Annotated in this window: 17 protein-coding genes; 14 read left to right on the top strand and 3 right to left on the bottom strand. The window is 65.8% G+C overall.

Going from position 1 to position 19,852, the window contains the following annotated elements; translation table 11 throughout:
* Window positions 1–43: 43 nt before the first annotated feature.
* Window positions 44–946, bottom strand: coding sequence for a transglutaminase-like domain-containing protein (locus CT3_RS12255; protein ID WP_066532885.1), 903 nt, complete (start codon window positions 944–946; stop codon window positions 44–46).
* Window positions 947–1,715: 769 nt separating this feature from the next.
* Between CT3_RS12255 and CT3_RS12250 the strand changes: the two genes are divergently transcribed.
* The 8 genes from CT3_RS12250 to CT3_RS12210 all read left to right on the top strand — a co-directional run bounded on the left by CT3_RS12250 (window position 1,716) and on the right by CT3_RS12210 (window position 10,708).
* On the top strand, window positions 1,716–1,934 hold the full coding sequence (locus CT3_RS12250; RefSeq protein WP_066532883.1) for a CsbD family protein: 219 nt from the start codon (window positions 1,716–1,718) through the stop codon (window positions 1,932–1,934).
* A gap of 67 nt (window positions 1,935–2,001) precedes the next feature.
* A complete protein-coding gene (locus CT3_RS12245) occupies window positions 2,002–2,580 on the top strand; it encodes a hypothetical protein (protein ID WP_066532881.1) in 579 nt (192 codons plus the stop codon).
* A gap of 734 nt (window positions 2,581–3,314) precedes the next feature.
* Window positions 3,315–4,649, top strand: a complete 1,335-nt coding sequence (locus tag CT3_RS12240; RefSeq protein WP_066532875.1) for a ferredoxin reductase family protein — start codon at window positions 3,315–3,317, stop codon at window positions 4,647–4,649.
* Window positions 4,650–5,495: 846 nt separating this feature from the next.
* A complete protein-coding gene (locus CT3_RS12230; protein ID WP_066532874.1) occupies window positions 5,496–6,482 on the top strand; it encodes a TRAP transporter substrate-binding protein in 987 nt (328 codons plus the stop codon).
* A 228-nt stretch (window positions 6,483–6,710) separates the two neighbouring features.
* Window positions 6,711–7,970: a hydantoinase/carbamoylase family amidase gene (locus CT3_RS12225; RefSeq protein WP_066532871.1), complete on the top strand. Its 1,260-nt coding sequence runs from the start codon at window positions 6,711–6,713 to the stop codon at window positions 7,968–7,970.
* Window positions 7,971–8,057: 87 nt separating this feature from the next.
* Window positions 8,058–9,032: a helix-turn-helix domain-containing protein gene (locus CT3_RS12220; RefSeq protein WP_066532869.1), complete on the top strand. Its 975-nt coding sequence runs from the start codon at window positions 8,058–8,060 to the stop codon at window positions 9,030–9,032.
* Window positions 9,029–9,721 carry an orotate phosphoribosyltransferase gene (locus CT3_RS12215; protein ID WP_083520207.1) on the top strand — a complete coding sequence of 231 codons (693 nt, stop codon included), beginning with the start codon at window positions 9,029–9,031 and terminating at the stop codon, window positions 9,719–9,721. The genes CT3_RS12220 and CT3_RS12215 overlap by 4 nt, the downstream gene beginning before the upstream one ends.
* A gap of 225 nt (window positions 9,722–9,946) precedes the next feature.
* Complete coding sequence (locus tag CT3_RS12210; RefSeq protein ID WP_066532868.1) at window positions 9,947–10,708, top strand: YdcF family protein; 762 nt, start codon at window positions 9,947–9,949, stop codon at window positions 10,706–10,708.
* A gap of 126 nt (window positions 10,709–10,834) precedes the next feature.
* Here CT3_RS12210 and CT3_RS12205 read toward each other — a convergent pair whose 3' ends face one another.
* Window positions 10,835–11,467, bottom strand: coding sequence for an FMN-dependent NADH-azoreductase (locus tag CT3_RS12205; protein WP_066532867.1), 633 nt, complete (start codon window positions 11,465–11,467; stop codon window positions 10,835–10,837).
* A 138-nt stretch (window positions 11,468–11,605) separates the two neighbouring features.
* Here CT3_RS12205 and CT3_RS12200 point away from each other — a divergent pair, with 138 nt between their 5' ends.
* The gene (locus CT3_RS12200) at window positions 11,606–12,535 is read left to right on the top strand and encodes a LysR family transcriptional regulator (RefSeq protein WP_066532863.1); all 930 of its coding nucleotides are present in this window, start codon (window positions 11,606–11,608) and stop codon (window positions 12,533–12,535) included.
* A gap of 229 nt (window positions 12,536–12,764) precedes the next feature.
* The gene (locus CT3_RS12195; RefSeq protein ID WP_066532861.1) at window positions 12,765–13,361 is read left to right on the top strand and encodes an RBBP9/YdeN family alpha/beta hydrolase; all 597 of its coding nucleotides are present in this window, start codon (window positions 12,765–12,767) and stop codon (window positions 13,359–13,361) included.
* A 208-nt stretch (window positions 13,362–13,569) separates the two neighbouring features.
* Here CT3_RS12195 and CT3_RS12190 read toward each other — a convergent pair whose 3' ends face one another.
* Window positions 13,570–15,273, bottom strand: coding sequence for a flagellinolysin (locus tag CT3_RS12190; protein WP_066532860.1), 1,704 nt, complete (start codon window positions 15,271–15,273; stop codon window positions 13,570–13,572).
* A 356-nt stretch (window positions 15,274–15,629) separates the two neighbouring features.
* Between CT3_RS12190 and CT3_RS12185 the strand changes: the two genes are divergently transcribed.
* The 4 genes from CT3_RS12185 (at window position 15,630) to CT3_RS12170 (ending at window position 19,793) form a co-directional block, all read left to right on the top strand.
* Window positions 15,630–16,631 carry a sulfate ABC transporter substrate-binding protein gene (locus tag CT3_RS12185; protein WP_066532858.1) on the top strand — a complete coding sequence of 334 codons (1,002 nt, stop codon included), beginning with the start codon at window positions 15,630–15,632 and terminating at the stop codon, window positions 16,629–16,631.
* A gap of 116 nt (window positions 16,632–16,747) precedes the next feature.
* Window positions 16,748–17,647: a sulfate ABC transporter permease subunit CysT gene (gene cysT, locus CT3_RS12180; RefSeq protein ID WP_066532856.1), complete on the top strand. Its 900-nt coding sequence runs from the start codon at window positions 16,748–16,750 to the stop codon at window positions 17,645–17,647.
* The gene (gene cysW, locus CT3_RS12175) at window positions 17,644–18,633 is read left to right on the top strand and encodes a sulfate ABC transporter permease subunit CysW (RefSeq protein WP_227657891.1); all 990 of its coding nucleotides are present in this window, start codon (window positions 17,644–17,646) and stop codon (window positions 18,631–18,633) included. Before cysT ends, cysW begins: the two co-directional genes overlap by 4 nt.
* A 32-nt stretch (window positions 18,634–18,665) precedes the next feature.
* Window positions 18,666–19,793, top strand: a complete 1,128-nt coding sequence (locus CT3_RS12170) for a sulfate/molybdate ABC transporter ATP-binding protein (RefSeq protein WP_066532854.1) — start codon at window positions 18,666–18,668, stop codon at window positions 19,791–19,793.
* Window positions 19,794–19,852: the final 59 nt, after the last annotated feature.

Here is a 19,852-nt window from a genome sequence, read left to right as displayed (position 1 = left end):
CCAGAGACAGGGGGCCGCCAGATGGGGCAGAGCCCTGGTTGCCCTAGCTGGTGACTGCCGGTTGGCCGTGTGCCGGTGTGACCCCGTCGGTGGACAGCGCCTGGAGCGTGTGCACGGGTTGCGCCCAGCCGTGTGCGGGGTCCTGGTCGGTCCACACCTGAATATGGGGAGGCTCGCTGACCACACCGCCAAAAATGGTGGCAAAGGCGACGTCGGCGGCGTCCCGCCCCGTGGCCAGCCGCATCATGCCCATGGGGACGGCTGTACCCGAGGGATCGAACAGATACCAGCGATCGCCCAGGTACACCTCGACGTAGGCGTGGAAGTCGGGCGGGCCCAGTGTCGGGTCGGCGCCGTAGTCGGTACCGGTGACAAAGCGCGCGGGCAGGTTGATGGCGCGGCACAGGGCGATCATCAGGTGGGCAAAGTCGCGGCAGACGCCCACGCGCTCTATCAGCGTGTCCACGGCTGACGTGGTGCCGCTGGAGCTGTTGGAGCGGAACGTGACATGCCGACGCACCCAGTCGCAAATCGCCTGGGCACGCAGATAGCCTTGTGGCAACTGGCCAAACAGTCCTACCGCGTAGTTCGACAGGCGATCGGACTGGCAATAGCGGCTGGGGTAGATGAAGTGCAGCACCTCCAGCGGCAGCAGGTGCACGGGGACCTCGGGAATGTGCAGCGGGTCGCCCAGGTGGTGGGAGATTTCCACGGTGGCCTGGTACTGCACGCGCAGCGGCCCGGGTTGCGCATGCAGGCGCAGGCAGCGCTGGCCCACGTTCTGGCTTTGCTGCACATCCCATGTGGCGCCGCTCTGGCTGATGGTGAGGTTTTCATACGGCACCACCTGGTGGGCGGTGCGCGCCGCATGGAGGTAAAAGAAAAAGTCGGCACCCGGTGGCAGCACCGTGTAGGCCAATTCAAGTTGCAGCTGGAGTCTGATCATGGTCGTCTCCGGCAACCTGTCATGCAGAAGGATTCCTGTCGCTGGCGGCATGCGCCGATTTGCGCAGGGTTGTGCCGAGCAGGCTGGATTGCCATCAGTGACCTGCGCCGGGACTAGGACCAGTATGTGCGCATTGCCGATCGGAGCCCCTTCGCAAAGACCATGTGTCGCGGTGTGGGGTCCGAAGTTTGGGGCCTTTGCGTGCCGACAGGCGTGTTGCCATTCTCTGCAGCAGAGCGGTTCCTGTGCTGCGCGGCAGGCACAACAAAGCCCCTCGCAAGGGGCTGGAGTGAATCGGCCAGGGGCGTCACTTCTTCCCGCCGCCTGGGGGCGGGTTGTTGCCGCGACCACCACCGGAGGGGGCGCCCGTTTTGCTGGGCCAGTTGGGATTGGGAGTCTGTCCACTCATAGGCAAGCCTTGCACGCGTCAGGGAGTTCCCATGGTCTGCCTGCACGCGGTGCAAGGCAATGGCCGGCCCTACTGGCGAAAGGGTAAGTTGGGGGAGTGCGCGCTCGGCTTTGCCCTTTTTTGGGGCGTGGAGCGGGATTTTTTCTCTCGTAACCCTTCGTTTCGTCCTACAGGGTTGCCCCTGGGGGAGCGTTCCAAGAGGTCCCACACGCGGTAGGTACACCCCCACAGCCATGTGCCCCCATGCCCGACGAGGGGGGCGGGCTCCGCTTCTTAGAGTAGGGCTTCCCCCTACCGCACCGGTAGATGCCATCAACTTCGACGGGGAACCACTCTCCGTCCAACCCAAGAAGAGGCCATATGAACGAAGACCGTATTGCAGGCAATTGGAAGCAGTTCAAAGGGAAGATCAAGGAACAGTGGGGCAAGCTGACCGACGATGACTTCGACGTCATTGCCGGCAAGCGCGATCAGTTCCTGGGCAAGCTCCAGGAGCGCCAGGGCATTGCCAAGGAGGTGGCTGAGCAGCAGCTGACCGACTGGCAAAAGCGCAACCCCGACTTCCGCTGGGACGAATAAGCGTCCGATCTTGCGGGGGCTGCCTGGCAAGCCGGCAGCCCCTCCCACTCCCACAAGGAGACCGACTATGCAGAAATTCCCCCAACTTCTGGCCACCTGCGTGGCGGCCGTGATGGCCACCTCGGCATTCGCACTGACACCTGCCGAGCACAAGGCCGAAAAAGACCGTATCAGTGCCGACTACAAAGCCGCCGTGGCGCATTGCAAAACCATGAATGGCAATGCCAAGGATGTGTGCGAGAAGGAAGCCAAGGGCCACGAGAAGGTGGCGCTGGCCGAGCTGGATTACAAGAAGGATGCCAGCGAGAGCAACCGCTACAAGGCGGCCAAGGCCCGGGCGGATGCCGGCTATGACGTAGCCACCGAGAAATGTGACGACCAGTCCGGCAATGCCAAGGACGTCTGCAAGAAGGACGCCAAGGCCGCCCATGTGAAGGCGTTGGAAGCGGCCAAGGTGGCCGAGGTGCGCAACGAGCCCAACGCCGACCCCAACTCCAAGGCCGCCGATGTATCTGCGGTGCGCAGAGAGGCTGACAAGAATGTCCGTGAAGCGGACTACAAGGCGGCCGCCGAACGGTGCGACGCCCTGTCCGGCGATGCCAAGGACAAGTGCGTGACGGACGCCAAACGCCGGTTTGGCCAGTAAGCGCGCAACCACAGGTTTTCAGGGCCACCGCGGTGGCCTTTTTTTCTGCCTGTGCCTTTGCCTGCGCTGCAGCGACCCCGGAAGTCTTACGCTGCGCCGCCCATCTCTAGGGTAGTAGTGGGGTGTGACAGGCGGCAGGTGCGCGGGTTGGAGGCCTGTGCCATTGGGTCCACCACCCATGGCATGGCCGTGCCGGAGGGGGTTGTGGACAGCTGGGGACAGGGCGCGAAGGCTCTAAGAGCGTGTTCAAAGTCTCTGCGCAGGCGCGGTGGAGCGCAATCGGGATGAGTTCGAGTCGATGGGTCGCAGCTTGCACTCGTGTGCAAGCAAGCCACAGCGCGAAGAAATCGCCCGATTTCGCTCCAACCCTTCGGGCCCGTGGCTTTGCGGGCGGTCTACTGTGTTACGAATCCTCGCAATAGCGCGGCTATTGCTGCGGTATCGCGCCTTGTAGCCCATCCCGCAAAGACACTGGCGCGTCGCGAGGAGACTTTGAACACGTTGTTCTAAGGCCTGCATGCTTGATCCTGGTCACAGACCGTTCTCGCACTGCGGCAGTCGGGCAGAAACTCTGGGTTTCAATGGTTGGCAGCCACTGCCGACGCGGTTCGCCATAGCCGCCAGGGCGTGCCGTTGATCCTGTGCGGGCCTGCCGGTTGGGCGGAGGCACGCGCCATGGAGGGCATGTCCCTAAGATGGCGGCAGGGCTGCCCACATCAGAACGGAGGTCATGCATGAAGCGCATCCAGTTTGCTCTTGTCGCCATCTTGCTGGTGCTGACCGCGCTGTGGCTGGCCGCCGATACGCTGCGCCCCGAGGCGTTCAGCTATTTCTCGTTTCGCACCGTGTTCGTGCAGTACAGCGGGGTGCTGGCCATCGGCCTGATGAGCATTGCCATGCTGCTGGCATTGCGGCCGAAGTGGCTGGAGCCGCACCTGGACGGCCTGGACAAGATGTACCGCCTGCACAAGTGGCTGGGCATCACCGCGCTGGTGTGGGCGGTGCTGCACTGGTGGTGGGCCAAGGGAACCAAGTGGATGGTGGGCTGGGGCTGGCTGGAGAAGCCGGCCCGCAAGGGCCATGCTGCCGAGGCGATGGGCAGCATCGAAGCCTGGCTGCGCAGCCAGCGGGGTCTGGCGGAATCCGTGGGCGAGTGGACCTTCTACCTGACGGCCGTGCTGATCGTCCTGGCCCTGGTGCACCGCTTTCCCTACCACCTCTTCGTCAAGACCCACAAAGTGCTGGCGCTGGCCTATCTGGCCCTGGCCTACCACTCCGTGGTGCTGACCAAGTCCGATTACTGGACGCAGCCGGTCGGCGTGGTGCTGGCCCTCTTGCTGCTGGGCGGCAGCGTGGCTGCGGTACTGGCCCTGGCAGGGCGGATCGGTGCCGGGCGCAAGGTGCAGGGCCGGATCGAGACCCTGACCGAGTACCCGGCGCTGCGCGTGCTGCAAACGACGGTCGCGCTGGAGGCCGGCTGGCCCGGCCATGCGGCGGGGCAGTTTGCCTTTGTCACCTCGGACCGGGCGGAAGGCGCGCACCCCTACACCATTGCCTCGGCCTGGAACCCGACAGAGGGCCGGCTCACGTTCATCACCAAGGCGCTGGGCGACCACACCAGCCGCCTGCGGGAGCGGCTGAAGCCCGGCATGCCGGTCACGGTGGAAGGCCCTTATGGCTGTTTCACGTTTGAGGATGGGTTGCAGCACCATATCTGGATCGGTGCGGGCATTGGCATCACGCCCTTTGTGGCCCGCCTGAAGCACCGCGCCGCCCACCCGCACACCCGGACGGTGGATCTGTTCCACCCTACGGCCGACTACGAGCAGGCTGCGATAGACCAGCTGACGGCCGATGCCGCAGCGGCGGATGTGCGCCTGCACCTGCTGGTCGACGGCCAGGATGGACGCCTGAACGGCGAGCGCATCCGGGCGGCGGTGCCGCAGTGGCGGTCCGCCAGCATCTGGTTCTGCGGCCCGGCAGGGTTTGGCCAGGCGCTGCGCGAAGACTTCTGTGCCCACGGCCTGCCGCCCGAACGGTTTCACCAGGAGCTGTTTCAGATGCGCTGAGTCCCCGGTGGGCCGCTGATAGGGCCGTCATCGGGATTGCCGCAGGCGGGCAGGCAGGGAAAAAGAGGGGGAGGGCGCGCGAAGCAGCGCGGCAGAGGAGGCACGCTGGCGCTGGCGAGATGGAGTCGGTCGTGCTTTGAAAAAGTGCTTGGCTAACCGGGCGAACCGCTGGCTAGCAAAAACGCTTTGCAGACCCGAAGGCCTGCGAGGCGCCCCACGATGAAACTCGCGAGCAGCAGTAGAGGTTGCCGCTCGTTGGAATGAAGTATATGAGATAACGAGAATCATTCGCAATTAACCCTGCACCAAGCAGGGATGTCGGCGCGTCCGAAAAGGGGAAGCGCCTGACGGCCTGGCCGCGCGGGCATGGTGCCGCTGTGGGGTCGTCTGCTGGTTGCATGGTGGGCATCGGGGGAGGCAGGCGGAGGGCAGCCTGGTCGCCACGGTCATGCTGCGGCGTGCTGAGGGAAAAGGGCATGGGGCACCGGGGTGCTTCAGGGGGCGCTGTCCCAGGCACCGATCGCCACGCGCTGCGTGCGTGCCATGTCCGCCACACCAGCCTCCCCCGCCGTGCCCGGTGTGGCGCCTGCGTGCCGTGGCGGGCGGGGGCGGGCAGGGGCAGGGGCAGGGGCAGGGGCAGGGGCAGGGGCAGGGGCAGGGGAGTCCTCTGCCGTGCTTGGGTTGGGGGGCATCTGCGTTTACGTGGCGTGGCCGGGCGGCCTGCAACGGTGGCAGTGGTGTAATCGCCCAGCGAAACCGTCTCTACCGTCCGTCCGCTTTTTCGGGCGGGCCTCTCTAGAATCCTCCCCGCACGTCCCGTCGCTATAACTAAGGAGATCCCCTGTCATGCGTTTTTCCCGTCGCACTCTGGTGGCCAGTTCGGCTGCAGCTTTGCTGGGCCTGTCCAGCCTGACCGCTGCCGCTGCCGGCAAGGAAGTCAAGATCGGCTATGCCCTGGCCCAGGCTTCGCACTTTGGCGCGGCCGCCCAAGGCTGGTCCGGCTATGTGGAAAAGGCCACCAACAATGCTTTCCAGTTCAAGCACTTCCCCTCCAGCGCCCTGGGCGGCGAGCGCGAGCTGATCGAAGGCCTGCAACTGGGCACCGTGGAAGCGGCCGTTGTGTCCACCGGCGCCCTGAGCAACTTTGTGGCCGACGTGGGTGTGGTGGACATTCCCTTCCTGTTCCGTGACCTGGGCCATGCCCGCAATGTGCTGGACGGCAAGTTCGGCACCGACCTGCTGGCCAAGTTCCAGCAGCGCGGCCTGATCGCGCTGGCCTGGGGTGAGCAGGGCTTCCGCCACCTGAGCAACAACAAGCACGTCGTCAAGAACGTGGCCGACATGAAGGGCCTGAAGATCCGCGTGACGGAGAACCCGGTGCACATCACCGCCTTCCGCGCGCTGGGCGCTTCGCCCACGCCCATGTCCTGGCCGGAAGTGGTCAGCGCACTGCAGCAGGGCACCATCGACGGCCAGGAGAATCCGATCTCCGTGCTGACCTCGGCCAAGCTGTGGGAGGTGCAAAAGCACCTGTCGCTGACGGCCCACGTCTACGCCCCCATGGTGCTGCTGGTCTCGCCCAGCTTCTGGAACGGCCTGAACGCCCAGCAGAAGGCAGCCTTCACCGACGGTGCCAAGATCGGCGGCAAGGCGTCGCGCACCTTTGTGGATGAAGTGGAAAAGAAGGGCGTGGAAGAGGCCCGCAAGCACGGCATGGCCGTGGTGGACAACGTGGACCGCGCCGCGTTCCGCAAGGCGCTGGACAAGCCCTACGAGCAGTTCGCCAAGAAGTTCGGCCAGAAGACGCTGGACGATATCGCCGCCACCAAGTGAGGGCCGCAGCCGCAGTGCGCGCAGAGCGTGCGCTGCCTGCGCTTCCTGCGCTGTCGCCACCCGGGCCTGCCGCGTGCAGGCCTTTTTTGCGCCCGGTTTGTATCAAAAAAGATATTTTGAATTCCTTCGGATGTTTGTGTCATTCAAAGTCGGTATCTTTTTCGAGATTATCATGTTGCCTTAGCAACCCCTGTCGGGTCGCGCACTGTGCGCACCCTCTCTCTCCCCATGGAATTGCAGACTTTCCAGCCGCTGGCGACGCAGCTGTTCGCCGACATCCGTTCCCTGACTTTCGACGGCGTGGGGGTCACCCGCGCCAGCTACGGGCCTGGTGAAGACCTGGCGGCCCAGCACCTGGAGACCTTCGCCCGGGGCGAAGGCCTGGAGGTGGCACGCGACCGCGCGGGCAACCTCGTCTTCAGCGACCCGGCGGACACCCGGAGCGTGCCGGCCGTGTGGGTGGGCTCGCACATGGATTCCGTGCCGCAGGGCGGCAACTACGACGGCCTGGCCGGCATCGTGGCCGGCCTGCTGGTGCAGGTGGCGGCGCGCCGCGCGGGCGTGCAGCTGGCGGTGCCGCTGAAGGTGGTGGGCTTTCGCGGCGAGGAAAGCGCCTGGTTCGGCAAGGCCTATATGGGCTCGGGCGCGCTGTGGGGCAAGCTCACAGCGTCCGACCTGGAGCTGCAGCGCCGGGGCGACGGCAAGACCTTGCGCGAATGCATGCAGGCCAGCGGCGCCGATGTGGAGGCCATTGCCCGGCAGGAAAAGCTGCTGAACCCGGGCGACATCCGCGCCTATGTGGAACTGCACATCGAGCAGGGCCCGGTGATGGTGGCGCGCAAGATCCCGCTGGGCGTGGTCAGCGGCATCCGCGGCAATGTGCGCCACAACCTGATTGGCTGCGTGGGCGAAGCCCAGCACAGCGGCGTGGTGCCGCGCTGGCTGCGCCACGACGCGGTGTTTGCCGTGGCCGACCTGATCATGCGCCTGGACACCCACTGGCGTGCGCTGCTGGAGCGCGGCACCGACCTGGTGGTGACCTGCGGCGTGCTGCAGACCAACCCGGCCGAGCATTCCATCTCCCGCGTGCCGGGCTATGCCAGCTTCAGCCTGGAGGCGCGCAGCAAGAGCATCGACACGCTGGAAGCCTTCTACCAACTGGTGCAGGCGGAGATGCGCTCCATCGAGCGCGAACGCGGCGTGCAGTTCCAGCCCGACCGCCGCCTGCTCAGCGACCCGGCGGTCACAGACGGCCAGCTGTCCGAGCTGCTGTCCCGCGCCTGTGCCGCACGCGGCATTGCCCATGAGAGCATTCCCAGCGGTGCCGGCCACGATGCCGCGCTGTTTGCCAACGGCGGCGTGCCCAGTGCCATGCTGTTTGTGCGCAACCAGAACGGCTCGCACAATCCGCACGAAGCCATGGAGATGGACGACTTCATGCAGGGCGTGCAGGTGCTGGCCGATATGTTGGAGGCACTGCCCGCCTGAACGCGCTGCAATCGCATGCCGCACGCTGCGCATCGCACGCCACGCATCGCTATAGTGCGCGCCAGCCCGTGATTTGCTGCACCTTCCATGACCGCCACCGCCACCCCTTTTTCCGCTGACAGTCCCCGCCCGGCCATCGACTATGCCGGTCTGGGCGACCGTCTGCGTGCCTACCGCATCGGCGCCGGCCTGCAGGCCGACGATGTGGCGGCGCAGCTGGGGGTGTCGCGTGCGGTGGTCTACCGCATGGAAAAGGGCGAGATCGTCAAGATCGATACGCTGGAGCGCCTGGCCGCCTTGCTGGGCACCAGCATGGCCTCGCTGCTGGGTGTGGAGACCGAGTACTACGCCAGCGCGCTGGCGCTGTTCGAGCGCATGCGCCAGCTGGAAGAGAAGTCCGACCGCATCCTGGCGCATTTCGAGCCGATCTCGCTGCTACTCACCTCCGACGCCTACCTGGGCCACCTGGGGCAGATGCTGTACGAAGGTCTGCCCGCCACGCTGCTGGCGGATGAAGCGACCCTGCGCCGCCGGGAAATCGCCCGCATGCTGGAAGTGCTGCAGGAGCGCAGGCGCGACTTTGCGCTGCGCAAGCCGCAGATCGTCAGCCTGGTGGGCCTGCGCGAGCTGGAGCGCTTTGTGCTGACCGGCCTGGTCGGCCGCGTCGATCTGCCCGCTGCCGTGCGCGCCCAGCGCGTGCAGGCGGCGTGCGACGAGGTGCTGCGCATGGCCGACCTGATGGACAGCGAGCCCTGGCAGGTGCAGGTGGGTCTGGTGGACGACGCCATGCCGTCCGCCACCTACCAGCTGCTGCGGGGGCCGCAGCACCATGTGCTGCTGCACAGCCCGTTCCGCCTGGGGGAGCTGCCCAATGTGCGCAACGGCATTGCCATGGTCACCACCTCGCCCGAAGCCGTGCGCTTGCACGAAAACATGACCCAAACCCTGTGGAACGCCGCCTGCAAGGGCCGCGAAGGGGCCCGTCGGCTGCGCGCCCTGGTGGCGCGCATGGCCACTGCCTTGCCCTCGCCACCGGCCACTGCTTACCCTGATACACCATGAACACTTCGATCACCGCTGCTTCCTCCCCCCTGACCAACCAGCAGTTTCTGCGCCGCCAGGCCGCCGGCTGGCTGCTGGATGCCGGCTGCGTCGACGCCCGCACCACCGACCCCTTCCGTCTGCCTTCGGGCTGGACCACGCCGGTCTACATGGACGGCAGCCGCCTGATTTCCTTTCCCACCATCCGCCGCGAGCTGATGAAGCAAGGCCTGCAGCGCCTGCTGGACGCGGGCGCGCTGCAGGGGCTCAGCGGCGTGGCCGGCGGCGAATCCAGCGGCATCGCCTTTGCGGCCTGGCTGGCCGAGAAGATGGACCTGCCGCTGCAGTACGTGCGCAAGCGTGCCGTGGGGGTACGCCAGATCGAAGGCGTGGTGGAGCAGGGCGGCAAGGTGCTGCTGGTGGACGATATGGTGTCCGCCGGTCAGTACAAGCTGAGCTTCATCGATGCGCTGCGCGCCGAAGGCGCCCGCGTGGAAGACCTGTTCGTGGTGTTCGACTACGGCTGCCTGGGGGCCGCCCCGGTGCTGCAGCAGCACGGCGTGCGCGTGCACGCCCTGTGCGACTGGCGCGATGTGCTGGAACAGGCCCGCGCGCGCGGCCAGTTCAGCGACGCGGCCCTGCAGACCTGGGAAGAGTTTCTGCAGGCGCCGGCCGAATGGTCGATCGCCCATGGCGGCGTGGGGCAGTAAGCGCCACCTCCCAAGACCGGGGCCACCGGCCCCCTTCCGCACAGGGCCTGGGGTGAGACCGTGTTCCGCCCCGGAGCGCGTGGCTCCACGTTCCGGGCGCCTTCCGGGCGCGCTCCTGCGCCCCTCGGCCAACCCGCGGCCTTGCTGCCCGCAGTCCTTGGGGCCTGAGGTCCGACGGACGGGCTGCATGGGACAGAATCCCTCCCTACCAAGAGAGGGAGTGAGATGTTTGTTCTGTCCAAATTGCTGTCGGCCGTCACCCAGCCGGCGTTCTGGCTGCTGCTGCTGTGGCTGTTGAGCTTGTTGTTGCCGGGGCGTTTGCAGCGGCTGGCGCGCAGGCTCCAGTGGACGGGTCTGGCGGCGCTGGCGCTGCTGGGTTTCCTGGCGCTGCCCGATGCCCTGGTGCGTCCGCTGGAAAACCGGTACCCAGTGCCTTCCGAAGCGCAACTGGCCCAGGCGGCCGGCGTGATTGTGCTGGGCGGCTCCTTCGAGCGGCCCGCGATTGCGCTGGACCACCAGCAGGTGCCGCTGGGGAACAGCGCCGAACGCATGACCGTACCGGCGGGCTGGATGCACCGCAACCCCCAGCTGCAGCTGGTGTTTTCCGGCGGTGAAGGGCGCTTGCTGACCACCGGGGTGACGGAAGCAGAAATGGCCGGCCAGTTCTACACCGAGCAGGGCCTGGACATGGGCCGCGTGCAACTGGAAAACGGCGCCCGCACCACCCGCGAAAACGCCCAGCGCGTGGCCGCCTTGCTGGGCGCGCGCTGCCAGCAGCCCTGGCTGCTGGTGACATCGGCCTGGCACATGCCGCGCGCCATGGAAGAGTTTGCCGCCACGGGCTGCCAGATCACCCCGTACCCGGTGGACTTCCTGACCGCGCAGACCACGCCGTGGACCGAGTATTCGCTGGCCCACGGCCTGCTGCGCTGGCAGGTCGCGCTGCACGAATGGCTGGGATTGCTGGCCTACCGCGTGACGCGCTGAAGGGCCTGCCCGCCAGGCGGCTAGGGTAGGGCCCTGGCACGCAGGCACAAAAAAGCCCCGCAGAGCGGGGCTGGAAAAAGGCGCGGTCTCGTCACAAGGGCGCCGGGAGCACAAACGTGCGGTGCATCAGGCGGCGACGGCCTCTTCGGCGGTGGTCACGCTCTGCACGTCCTTGGTGGCGCTGGCAAAGGCGGCGGCCACTGCATCGGGGCCCATGCCCAGGCCTTCGGCGCGGACGATGCGCACATCGGTGATGCCGAAGAAGCCCAGCACCACCTTCAGGTAGCTTTCCTGGTGTTCCATGGCTTCAGCGGCAGCGCTGGTGGAGTACATGCCGCCACGCGAGGAAGCGATGATCACGGTCTTGCCCTTGGCCAGGCCTTCGGGGCCGTTGGCGGTGTAGCGGAAGGTGCGGCCGGGCTGGGCCAGGCGGTCGATCCAGGCCTTCAGCTGGGTGGGGATGCTGAAGTTATAGAACGGAGCACCGATCACCACCACATCGGCAGCCAGGAATTGCTGCACCAGGCGTTCGGACACGGCGTTTTCCGTCACTTGCTCGGCGCTCAGACCTTCGGACTGGCCGGTGCGGGGGGCCATGGCGGCGGAGGTGAAGTGGTTGGGGGCCTCGGCCACCAGGTCCAGGTAGCTGACCTGGGTGTCAGCGTGCTTGGCCTTCCAGGCGTCGACGATCTGGGCCGTCAGTTTGCGCGAAGCAGAGTTGTTACCGTTGATGGAGGAGTCAATGTGTAGCAGTTGCATGGTGTTCCTTGGTATCCAGTGGTGTGTGAAGCACTTTGTGTGCGATGGATAGAGTGTGATTGCAGACACTATCTTTGATAAGCCTGCATTTTTGCGATAGATTGTTTCGCATTTGGAACAATCAGCCGGAGCCTTGCTGTGAATGACCTCAATGACATGCTGTACTTTGCCGAGGTGGTGGAGCGCGGCGGCTTTGCCGCGGCGGGCCGGGCGCTGAACATCCCGAAGTCCCGGCTGTCACGCCGCATCTCGGAGCTGGAAGCCCGGCTGGGCGTGCGCCTGATGCAGCGCACCACGCGGCGGCTGGCGCTGACCGAGATCGGCGAGGCCTATCTGCGCCACTGCCAGGCCATGCGCGACGCCGCCGAGGCGGCGGCCGACACCGTGGCCCAGGTGCAGACCGAGCCGCGCGGCACGGTACGCGTGAGCTGCCCGGTGACGCTGATGCAGACCGTGCTGGCCGAGCGCGTGCCGCAGTTTCTGCGCCTGTACCCGCGCGTGCGGCTGGAAGTGCGCGTGGCCAACCACCCGGTCAATCTGCTGGAAGAGGGCATCGATGTGGCGCTGCGCGTGCGGGACACGGTGGAGGACAGCGGCTCCATGGTGGTCAAGCGCCTGGATGTGGCGCGCAGCATCCTGGTGGCCGCGCCCTCGGTGCTACAGGGCCAGGCCGTGCCCCAGGACCCCCAGGATCTGCAGGACCTGCCGGCCATTGCCATGTCGGCCCAGGAAGGCCTGTGCACCTGGAGCCTGGTGGGCCCGCGCGGCCAGAGCGAGCAGGTGCAGCACCCGGTGCGCTATGTGGCCGACGATCTGCTGTCGCTGAAGATGGCCGCGCTGCAGGGCGTGGGCATGTGCGTGATTCCGGACTATATGTGCACCGATGCGCTGCACGACGGCCGCCTGGTGCGGCTGCTGCCGCAGTGGAGCCAGCACCCCGGCATCGTGCATGCGGTGTTCCCGTCGCGGCGCGGGCTGTCGCCGGCAGTGCGCAGCTTTCTGGATTTTCTGGGGGAGATCATGCCCGGCACCAGCGCGCCGCAGGCCGAGGACGGCGCCTTCATCTAGGCCACCGGCGGTCTGCCGATCCGGTGGAACAGGGCCTTGGACCCGGGCGCTGACCCGGGCCGAACGCGGCCTCGGACCCGGGCACTGACCCGCATACTGAGCCGGTTTCAGGGGAGGTATCGGGTGCCCCGATCGCCGTGGCAGATGCTTATGCCTATATGGAAAGAAAAAATCCGTCGTTGGATTTGTGCGCCGTGCTGCCGACAATGCGCCCCAAGGAGCACACGCTATGGCGCAGCACACACGCATCATCATCGTCCCGGGCTGGCGGGATTCCGGCCCCGGCCACTGGCAGACCCTGTGGCAGGAGCAACTGCCGCAGGCCGAGCGCGTGGTGCAGGACGACTGGCTCACGCCCCGGCGGGATGCCTGGGTGCAGGCCCTGGAGCGGCTGATCCTGTCGCGGCCCGAACCGGTGGTCATTGCCGCCCACAGCCTGGGCTGCATCACCACCGCCCACCTGGGCGAAGAGGCCGCAGCCCGGGTGCAGGGTGCGCTGCTGGTGGCGCCCGCCGACCCCGAACGCCGTGGCGCCCTGGCCGACTTTGCCCCCGTACCCTATGCGCAGCTGCCCTACCGCAGCATTCTGGTGGCCAGCAATACCGACCCGTACTGTCCGGTGCGTCTGGCCGGGGCCTATGCCCGTGCCTGGGGCAGCGAATTTGTGCGCCTGCAGAACGCCGGTCACATCAATGTGGAATCGGGCCACGGCCACTGGCCGCTGGGCTGGGGTCTGCTGCAGTCGCTGCTGGAAGATGCCCGCGTGGCCGCAGAAGGCCTGCAGTCGGCGGCGCTGGCGCCACTGACCTTGTCGGCCCGGGCCTGAGCCTGGCGACAGAAAAGCTGCGGGGGAGGGCAGGCAGGTCAGCCCCATCACCCCGTTACCCCATCACTCCGCCACCCCGTCCCGCTGAAGACCGGCACCACCTTCAATACCGGCGCTGCACACCAGGGCACGCTGGCCGGAGTGCAGAACGCAAAAAAGGCCTCCATGCGGACATGGAGGCCTTGGCACACGCCGCTGCCGGGCGTGCTCAGCCCAGCAGGGCCAGCACGGACTGGGGCCGCTGGTTGGCCTGGGCCACCATGGCCGTGCCGACTTTCTGCAGGATCAGCGTGCGCGACAGCGCCGCCGTTTCCTGGGCGTAGTCCGCATCCACAATCCGCCCCCGGCTGGCCGAGAGGTGCTCGGTGCTGGTCTGCAGATGGGCCACGATGCTGTCGAAGCGCGACATCTGGGCACCAATCTTGGTCCGCTGGCCGTTGGCGTAGTCCAGCGCCTGGTCGATGCGGCGCAAGGCCTTGGTGGCGCCCGCGGCGGTGCTGATGTCCAGGTCCTCCAGCCCCATGGCCCCCAGGTTCATGCTGCCGACCTTGGCGTAGACATAGTCACCGGAGTTGGCGCCCACCTGGAATCCCAGTGTGCGGCCATAGTCGCCCCGGCTGCCCTTCACGGCATCCCCCCAGTCCTCGACAAAACCGGCCAGTGCGTCTTCACCGCTGTGCGTGCCCACGCTGTTGACGACGTTCTCCGGGCTCATGGCCGGGCCGCCATCGACGTCCGCGCCGCCGACGGCGCCCACATCGGTGTTGCCCAGGTCGAAGCCGGCGATGAAGGCGGCCTTGTCGGCGTTGTACTTGCTGTAGAAGTCCGCACGGTCGGCGAATGCCCCGTGGCTGTATGTCGCGAGGGCGGCATCCAGGGTCAGGCCGGGCGTGGTTTGCAGGGCCTGGAGCACGTCGCTGATCCCGGCGCCCCCGGCGGCCTTGATCTCTTCGTGCATGTACCGCACCGCGGCGTAGCCGGAGGCATAGTCCAGGCTGCTGGAGCCCCAGGCCGTGAGGTCGTCGTTGACGATGTCGTTGATGGGGTGGGAGGCAATGCGCTCATCGCCGCCATGGATGAACTCGGCCGCGCCTTCGATGAACCACAGGTTGCTGGTGTCGGAGCGCAGTTCCCCCCAGCTTTGCCCCGTGGCCATGATGGCGTGCGTCATCTCGTGCGCGATGATGCGGTCGTAGTAGACCGGGCCGCTGCCACCGTCCAGCGAGGTGCTGCTGGTGAAGTCCGCCATGTCCAGTTCCATGCGGATGTTCGACCCCGGCCCGCTGGCGCCGACCGATGACCACACGCGTGCCGCCACGCCGCCCGCGCCATCGATGCTGTCGGTGAACTCGAACTTGATGGTCTGCCCGGTGGCCTCAATACCGAAGTACTGCTTGATCATGGCTTCGGCGTTTTCCAGCCAGCCGCCTTGCAGCCCGTCGATCGCCGCCTCGATGCTGGGGTCACCGGAGCCGACGACCTTGGTGCGGCTGGGCGCAAAGATGTATTCGCCGTTGAACTGGCTGCTGATGCCGATGCGGTCGATTTCACGCTTGAGCTGGGCCACCTCGCCTTGCAAGGCCTGGCGGTCCTGGTCGCTGTTGGTGAAGTTGATGGACTGCACCGCCAGTTCGCGCATGCGCTGCAGCATGTCGCCGACCTTGCTGATGGAGCCTTCTGCCGTCTGCAGCATGGAGATGCCGTCGTTGGCATTGCGCGCGGCCTGCTGCATGCCCCGCACCTGGCTGAACATGCGCTCGGAAATGGCCAGGCCGGCAGCATCGTCCTTGGCGCTGTTGACCCGCAGCCCGCTGGACAGGCGCTGCATGGTGGTCGACAGCCCCGCCTGGCTGTGGCTGAGGCTGCGCTGTGCGTTCAGGGACGCGATGTTGGTGGAAATGCTCAGGGCCATACATCTCCCTGTTTACGGCGCCGGGCCGGTGTCCGGCAGGGCGCAGCCCTTCCGTACCGCGTGCCGCAAGGGATGAAAAACAACACAGACATCAACCGGATCCTTTCAGGGTTCGCCGTAACAAGTCGTAAAGACGTTTGTACGGGTTTCGACATGTCTATAAAAAAATTGAGACATATAGAGAAAAACGATGAGGAAAGGCGTGTGGCTGTGGCCTGGGCGGTGGGCGTAACAGGTTCTTTATTCCAAAATTCGATAAATTTAAAAGAATATATTCTTTTGAGTTTTAAACAGGCGTCTTCACAATGGCTGTATCCATAAACAAAACGACACGTTCGTTCTTGCAGGCAGACACCATGACCTCTTTGAAGCTCAAGACCCTTTTGGCCACTCTCGCACTGGCAGCCAGCGGCGTGGCGTCGGCGCAGGACCAATTGCTGAACGTCTCGTACGACGTGGCCCGTGAGTTCTACAAGGACTACAACCAGGCTTTCGCGGCCCACTACAAAAAGACCACCGGCAAGGACATCAAGATCGACCAGTCGCACGGCGGCTCCAGCGCCCAGGCGCGCGCCGTGAACGACGGTCTGGCGGCCGATGTGGTGACGTTCAACACCACGACCGACGTCGACTTCCTGGCCGCCAACGGTGTGGTCGCCAAGGACTGGGCCAAGAAATTCCCCAACGATGCATCGCCCACCACCTCGACCATGCTGTTCCTGGTGCGCAACGGCAACCCCAAGAACATCAAGGACTGGAAGGACCTGACCCGCCCCGACGTGAAGGTGGTGGTGGTCAACCCCAAGACCGGTGGCAATGGCCGCTACGCCTATCTGGCGGCCTGGGGTTCGGTGCGTGAAGCCGGCGGCACGGACGCGCAGGCGCAGGAATTCGTCAAGCAGCTCTACAAGAACGTGCCCGTGCTGGGCAAGGGCGGCCGCGACGCGACCAGCATCTTCCTGCAACGCAACATCGGCGACGTGCTGATCACCTTCGAATCCGAAGTGATCTCGGTGGACCGCGAATTCGGCCAGGGCAAGGTGGATGCGGTCTACCCCTCGTCCTCCATCGTGGCGGAGAACCCCGTGGCCGTGGTCGAGCGCACCGCCGCCAAGAAGGGCTCGGGCCAGCTGGCCAAGGCCTATCTGGACTATCTGTACTCGGATGAAGCCCAGGAAATCGCGGCCAAGCATGCGCTGCGCCCCCGCTCGGAAGCGGTGCTCAAGAAGCACGCCGCCGTGTTCAAGCCGCTCAAGCAGTTCACGGTGGGCAAGTACTTCGGCTCGCTGACGGAGGCACAGAAGGTGCACTTCAACGACGGCGGCAAGTTCGACGAGATCTACACCCCCGGTAAGTAAGCGCCGGACCCGCCTGCCACCCCGGTGGCTGGTGGGCACTGCCAGCGCCGAGAGCATGCTGTGGGCACTGCGCGACCGATAACTACAACGATTCTTCTGGCTGTTTGGGAACCTTCATGTCCGCTGCGATTCCTTCCAGCCCAGCGCCTGGCGCCACCACCTCCGCACCTTCCGGGGCGCGACGGGGTGGGGGCGCCAAGCGCGTTCTGCCCGGCTTCGGGCTGACGCTGGGCTATACGCTGTTTTACCTGAGCATCATTGTGCTGATCCCGCTGTCAGCCCTGTTGTTCAAGACCTTTGCACTTACCTGGCCGCAGTTCTGGGATGCCGTGACCGCCCCGCGCGTGATGGCGTCCTACCGGCTGACCTTTGGAGCCAGTTTTCTGGCCGCCCTGGTGAATCTGGTGTTCGGTCTGCTGGTGGCCTGGGTGCTGGTGCGCTACCAGTTCCCCGGCAAGAAGATTGTCGATGCGCTGGTTGATCTGCCGTTTGCGCTGCCCACCGCCGTGGCCGGCATCTCGCTGACCGCCTTGCTGGCCGGCAATGGCTGGGTGGGCCAGTACCTGGAGCCGCTGGGCATCCAGCTGGCGTTCAACCCCAACGGGGTGGTGATTGCGCTGATCTTCATCGGCCTGCCCTTTGTGGTGCGCACGGTGCAGCCTGTGATCGAAGACTCCGAAAAGGAGCTGGAAGAGGCGGCCACCAGCCTGGGCGCCTCGCGCTGGCAGATCTTCTACAAGGTGATCCTGCCCGCCATCACGCCGGCCTTGCTGACCGGTTTTGCCATGGCCTTTGCCCGCGCCCTGGGTGAATACGGCTCGGTGATCTTCATTGCCGGCAACATGCCCATGGTCTCCGAAATCACGCCGCTGATCATCATCGGCAAGCTCGAACAGTACGACTACACCGGTGCCACCGCCGTGGCCGTGGTGATGCTGGTCTTCTCCTTTGCCATGCTGCTGGTCATCAACGCCCTGCAGGCCTGGCAGCGTCGCCATTCGGGAGCACCCGCATGAATTTGAATTTCAACGAACAGCACTATTTCCTGTTCCAGGTGCTGGGCGCCATCCTGGTGGCGGTGCTGCTGGCCTACCGGCTGACGGCCCCCAAGAAGGGCGCCAAGCCCGAGAAAGTGACGACCACCGAGTCGCGCGCCGTGCGCTGGATCCTGACCGGTGTTGCGCTGGCCTTCATCGCCCTGTTCCTGGTGCTGCCGCTGGCTGCCGTGTTCACCGAGGCGCTGCGCAAGGGCTGGAGCGCCTACCTGGACGGTCTGCGCGAGCCCGATGCCTGGTCGGCCATCAAGCTGACCCTGATCACGGCCGTCATTGCCGTGCCGCTGAACCTGGTGTTCGGCGTGGCCGCGGCCTGGTGCATTGCCAAATACGAGTTCAAGGGCAAGGCCTTCCTGACCACGCTGATCGATCTGCCGTTCTCCATCTCGCCGGTGGTGGCGGGCCTGATGTACGTGCTGGTGTTTGGCGCCAATGGCTGGCTCGGTCCCTGGCTGCAGGCCCATGACATCAAGATCATCTTCGCCGTGCCCGGCATCGTGCTGGCGACCGTGTTCGTGACCTTCCCCTTCATTGCCCGGGAGCTGATCCCGCTGATGCAGGCGCAGGGCAATGACGAGGAGCAGGCCGCCATCGTGCTGGGTGCCAGCGGCTGGCAGACCTTCTGGCATGTGACGCTGCCCAACATCAAGTGGGGCCTGCTGTACGGGGTGATTCTGTGCAATGCCCGTGCCATGGGCGAGTTCGGTGCGGTGTCGGTGGTCTCCGGCCACATCCGCGGCCAGACCAACACCATCCCGCTGCACGTGGAAATTCTCTACAACGAATACCAGTCCGTCGCCGCGTTTGCCGCTGCCTCGCTGCTGGCGCTGCTGGCCCTGGTGACCCTGCTCATCAAGACCGTGGCCGAGTGGAAATCCGAACAACAGCGCAAGGCTGCCGCCGAGCTGCCGCCCGAGCGCCCGACCCCCGTGACCGTCCAGCCCTGAAGGCCGGCGCTGCAACCGAATCCGAGAACACCATGAGCATCGAAATCCGCAATGTCAGCAAGCAGTTTGGCGACTTCCAGGCCCTGCGCGATGTCAGCCTCGATATCAAGTCGGGCGAACTGATCGCGCTGCTGGGCCCGTCGGGCTGCGGCAAGACCACGCTGCTGCGCATCATCGCCGGGCTGGAAACGCCCGATGTGGGCAGCATCCATTTCAGCGGCGCTGACACCACCGACGTGCATGTGCGCGACCGCAACGTGGGCTTCGTCTTCCAGCACTACGCGCTGTTCCGCCACATGACCGTGTTCGAGAACGTGGCCTTCGGCCTGCGCGTGAAGCCGCGCAGCGAACGCCCCAGCGAAGCCCAGATCAAGGAGAAGGTGATGAACCTGCTCAAGCTGGTGCAGCTGGACTGGATTGCCGACCGCTTCCCCTCGCAGCTGTCCGGCGGCCAGCGCCAACGTATCGCCCTGGCGCGCGCGCTGGCGGTGGAGCCCAAGGTGCTGCTGCTGGACGAGCCGTTCGGCGCGCTGGACGCCAAGGTGCGCAAGGAGCTGCGCCGCTGGCTGCGCCGTCTGCACGACGAGCTGCATGTGACCTCCATCTTCGTGACCCACGACCAGGAAGAGGCGCTGGAAGTGGCCGACCGTGTGGTCGTCATCAACAAGGGCAAGATCGAACAGGAAGGCACGCCGCAGCAGGTGTGGGACAACCCGGCCAGCCCGTTTGTCTACGGCTTCCTGGGCGATGTGAACCTGTTCAAGGGTCGCGCCAGCGATGGCCGCGTGTACCTGGACGAGGGCCTGCAGCTGGAGAGTGCCGAGGCCAATGGCGCGTCCAACTCCAACGCCTTTGCCTATGTGCGCCCGCACGACCTGGATGTGGAGCGGTATTCCTCCGGGCAGAATGTGGACCTGCAGGGTCGCCCCACCGGCATCGTGGTGCAGCTGGCGCGCGCGATTGTGGTGGGCCCCATCGCACGCCTGGAACTTATTCCCGCCGATGGCACCCAAGCAGCGGACAATGGTGGCGAAGATCAGCTGATCGAAGCCCAGATTCCCGCACAGCAGTTCCATGAGATGGCGCTGCGCGAAGGGGAGACCCTGGTGGTCACCCCGCGCCGCGCCAAGGTGTTCGTGGACGCCGCTGCCGGTATCTGAGGGTAGGCATCCTGCATGGGGCAGGGCGCCTGCCCTGCCCCGGGCCTTGAGTTGGCCAG

Origin of the sequence: Comamonas terrigena NBRC 13299, from assembly GCF_006740045.1 — a bacterium.
Lineage (GTDB): Bacteria > Pseudomonadota > Gammaproteobacteria > Burkholderiales > Burkholderiaceae_C > Comamonas > Comamonas terrigena.
The sequence above is the reverse complement of the archived record's forward strand: the minus strand, read 5'-3'. Positions and strand labels throughout refer to the sequence as shown.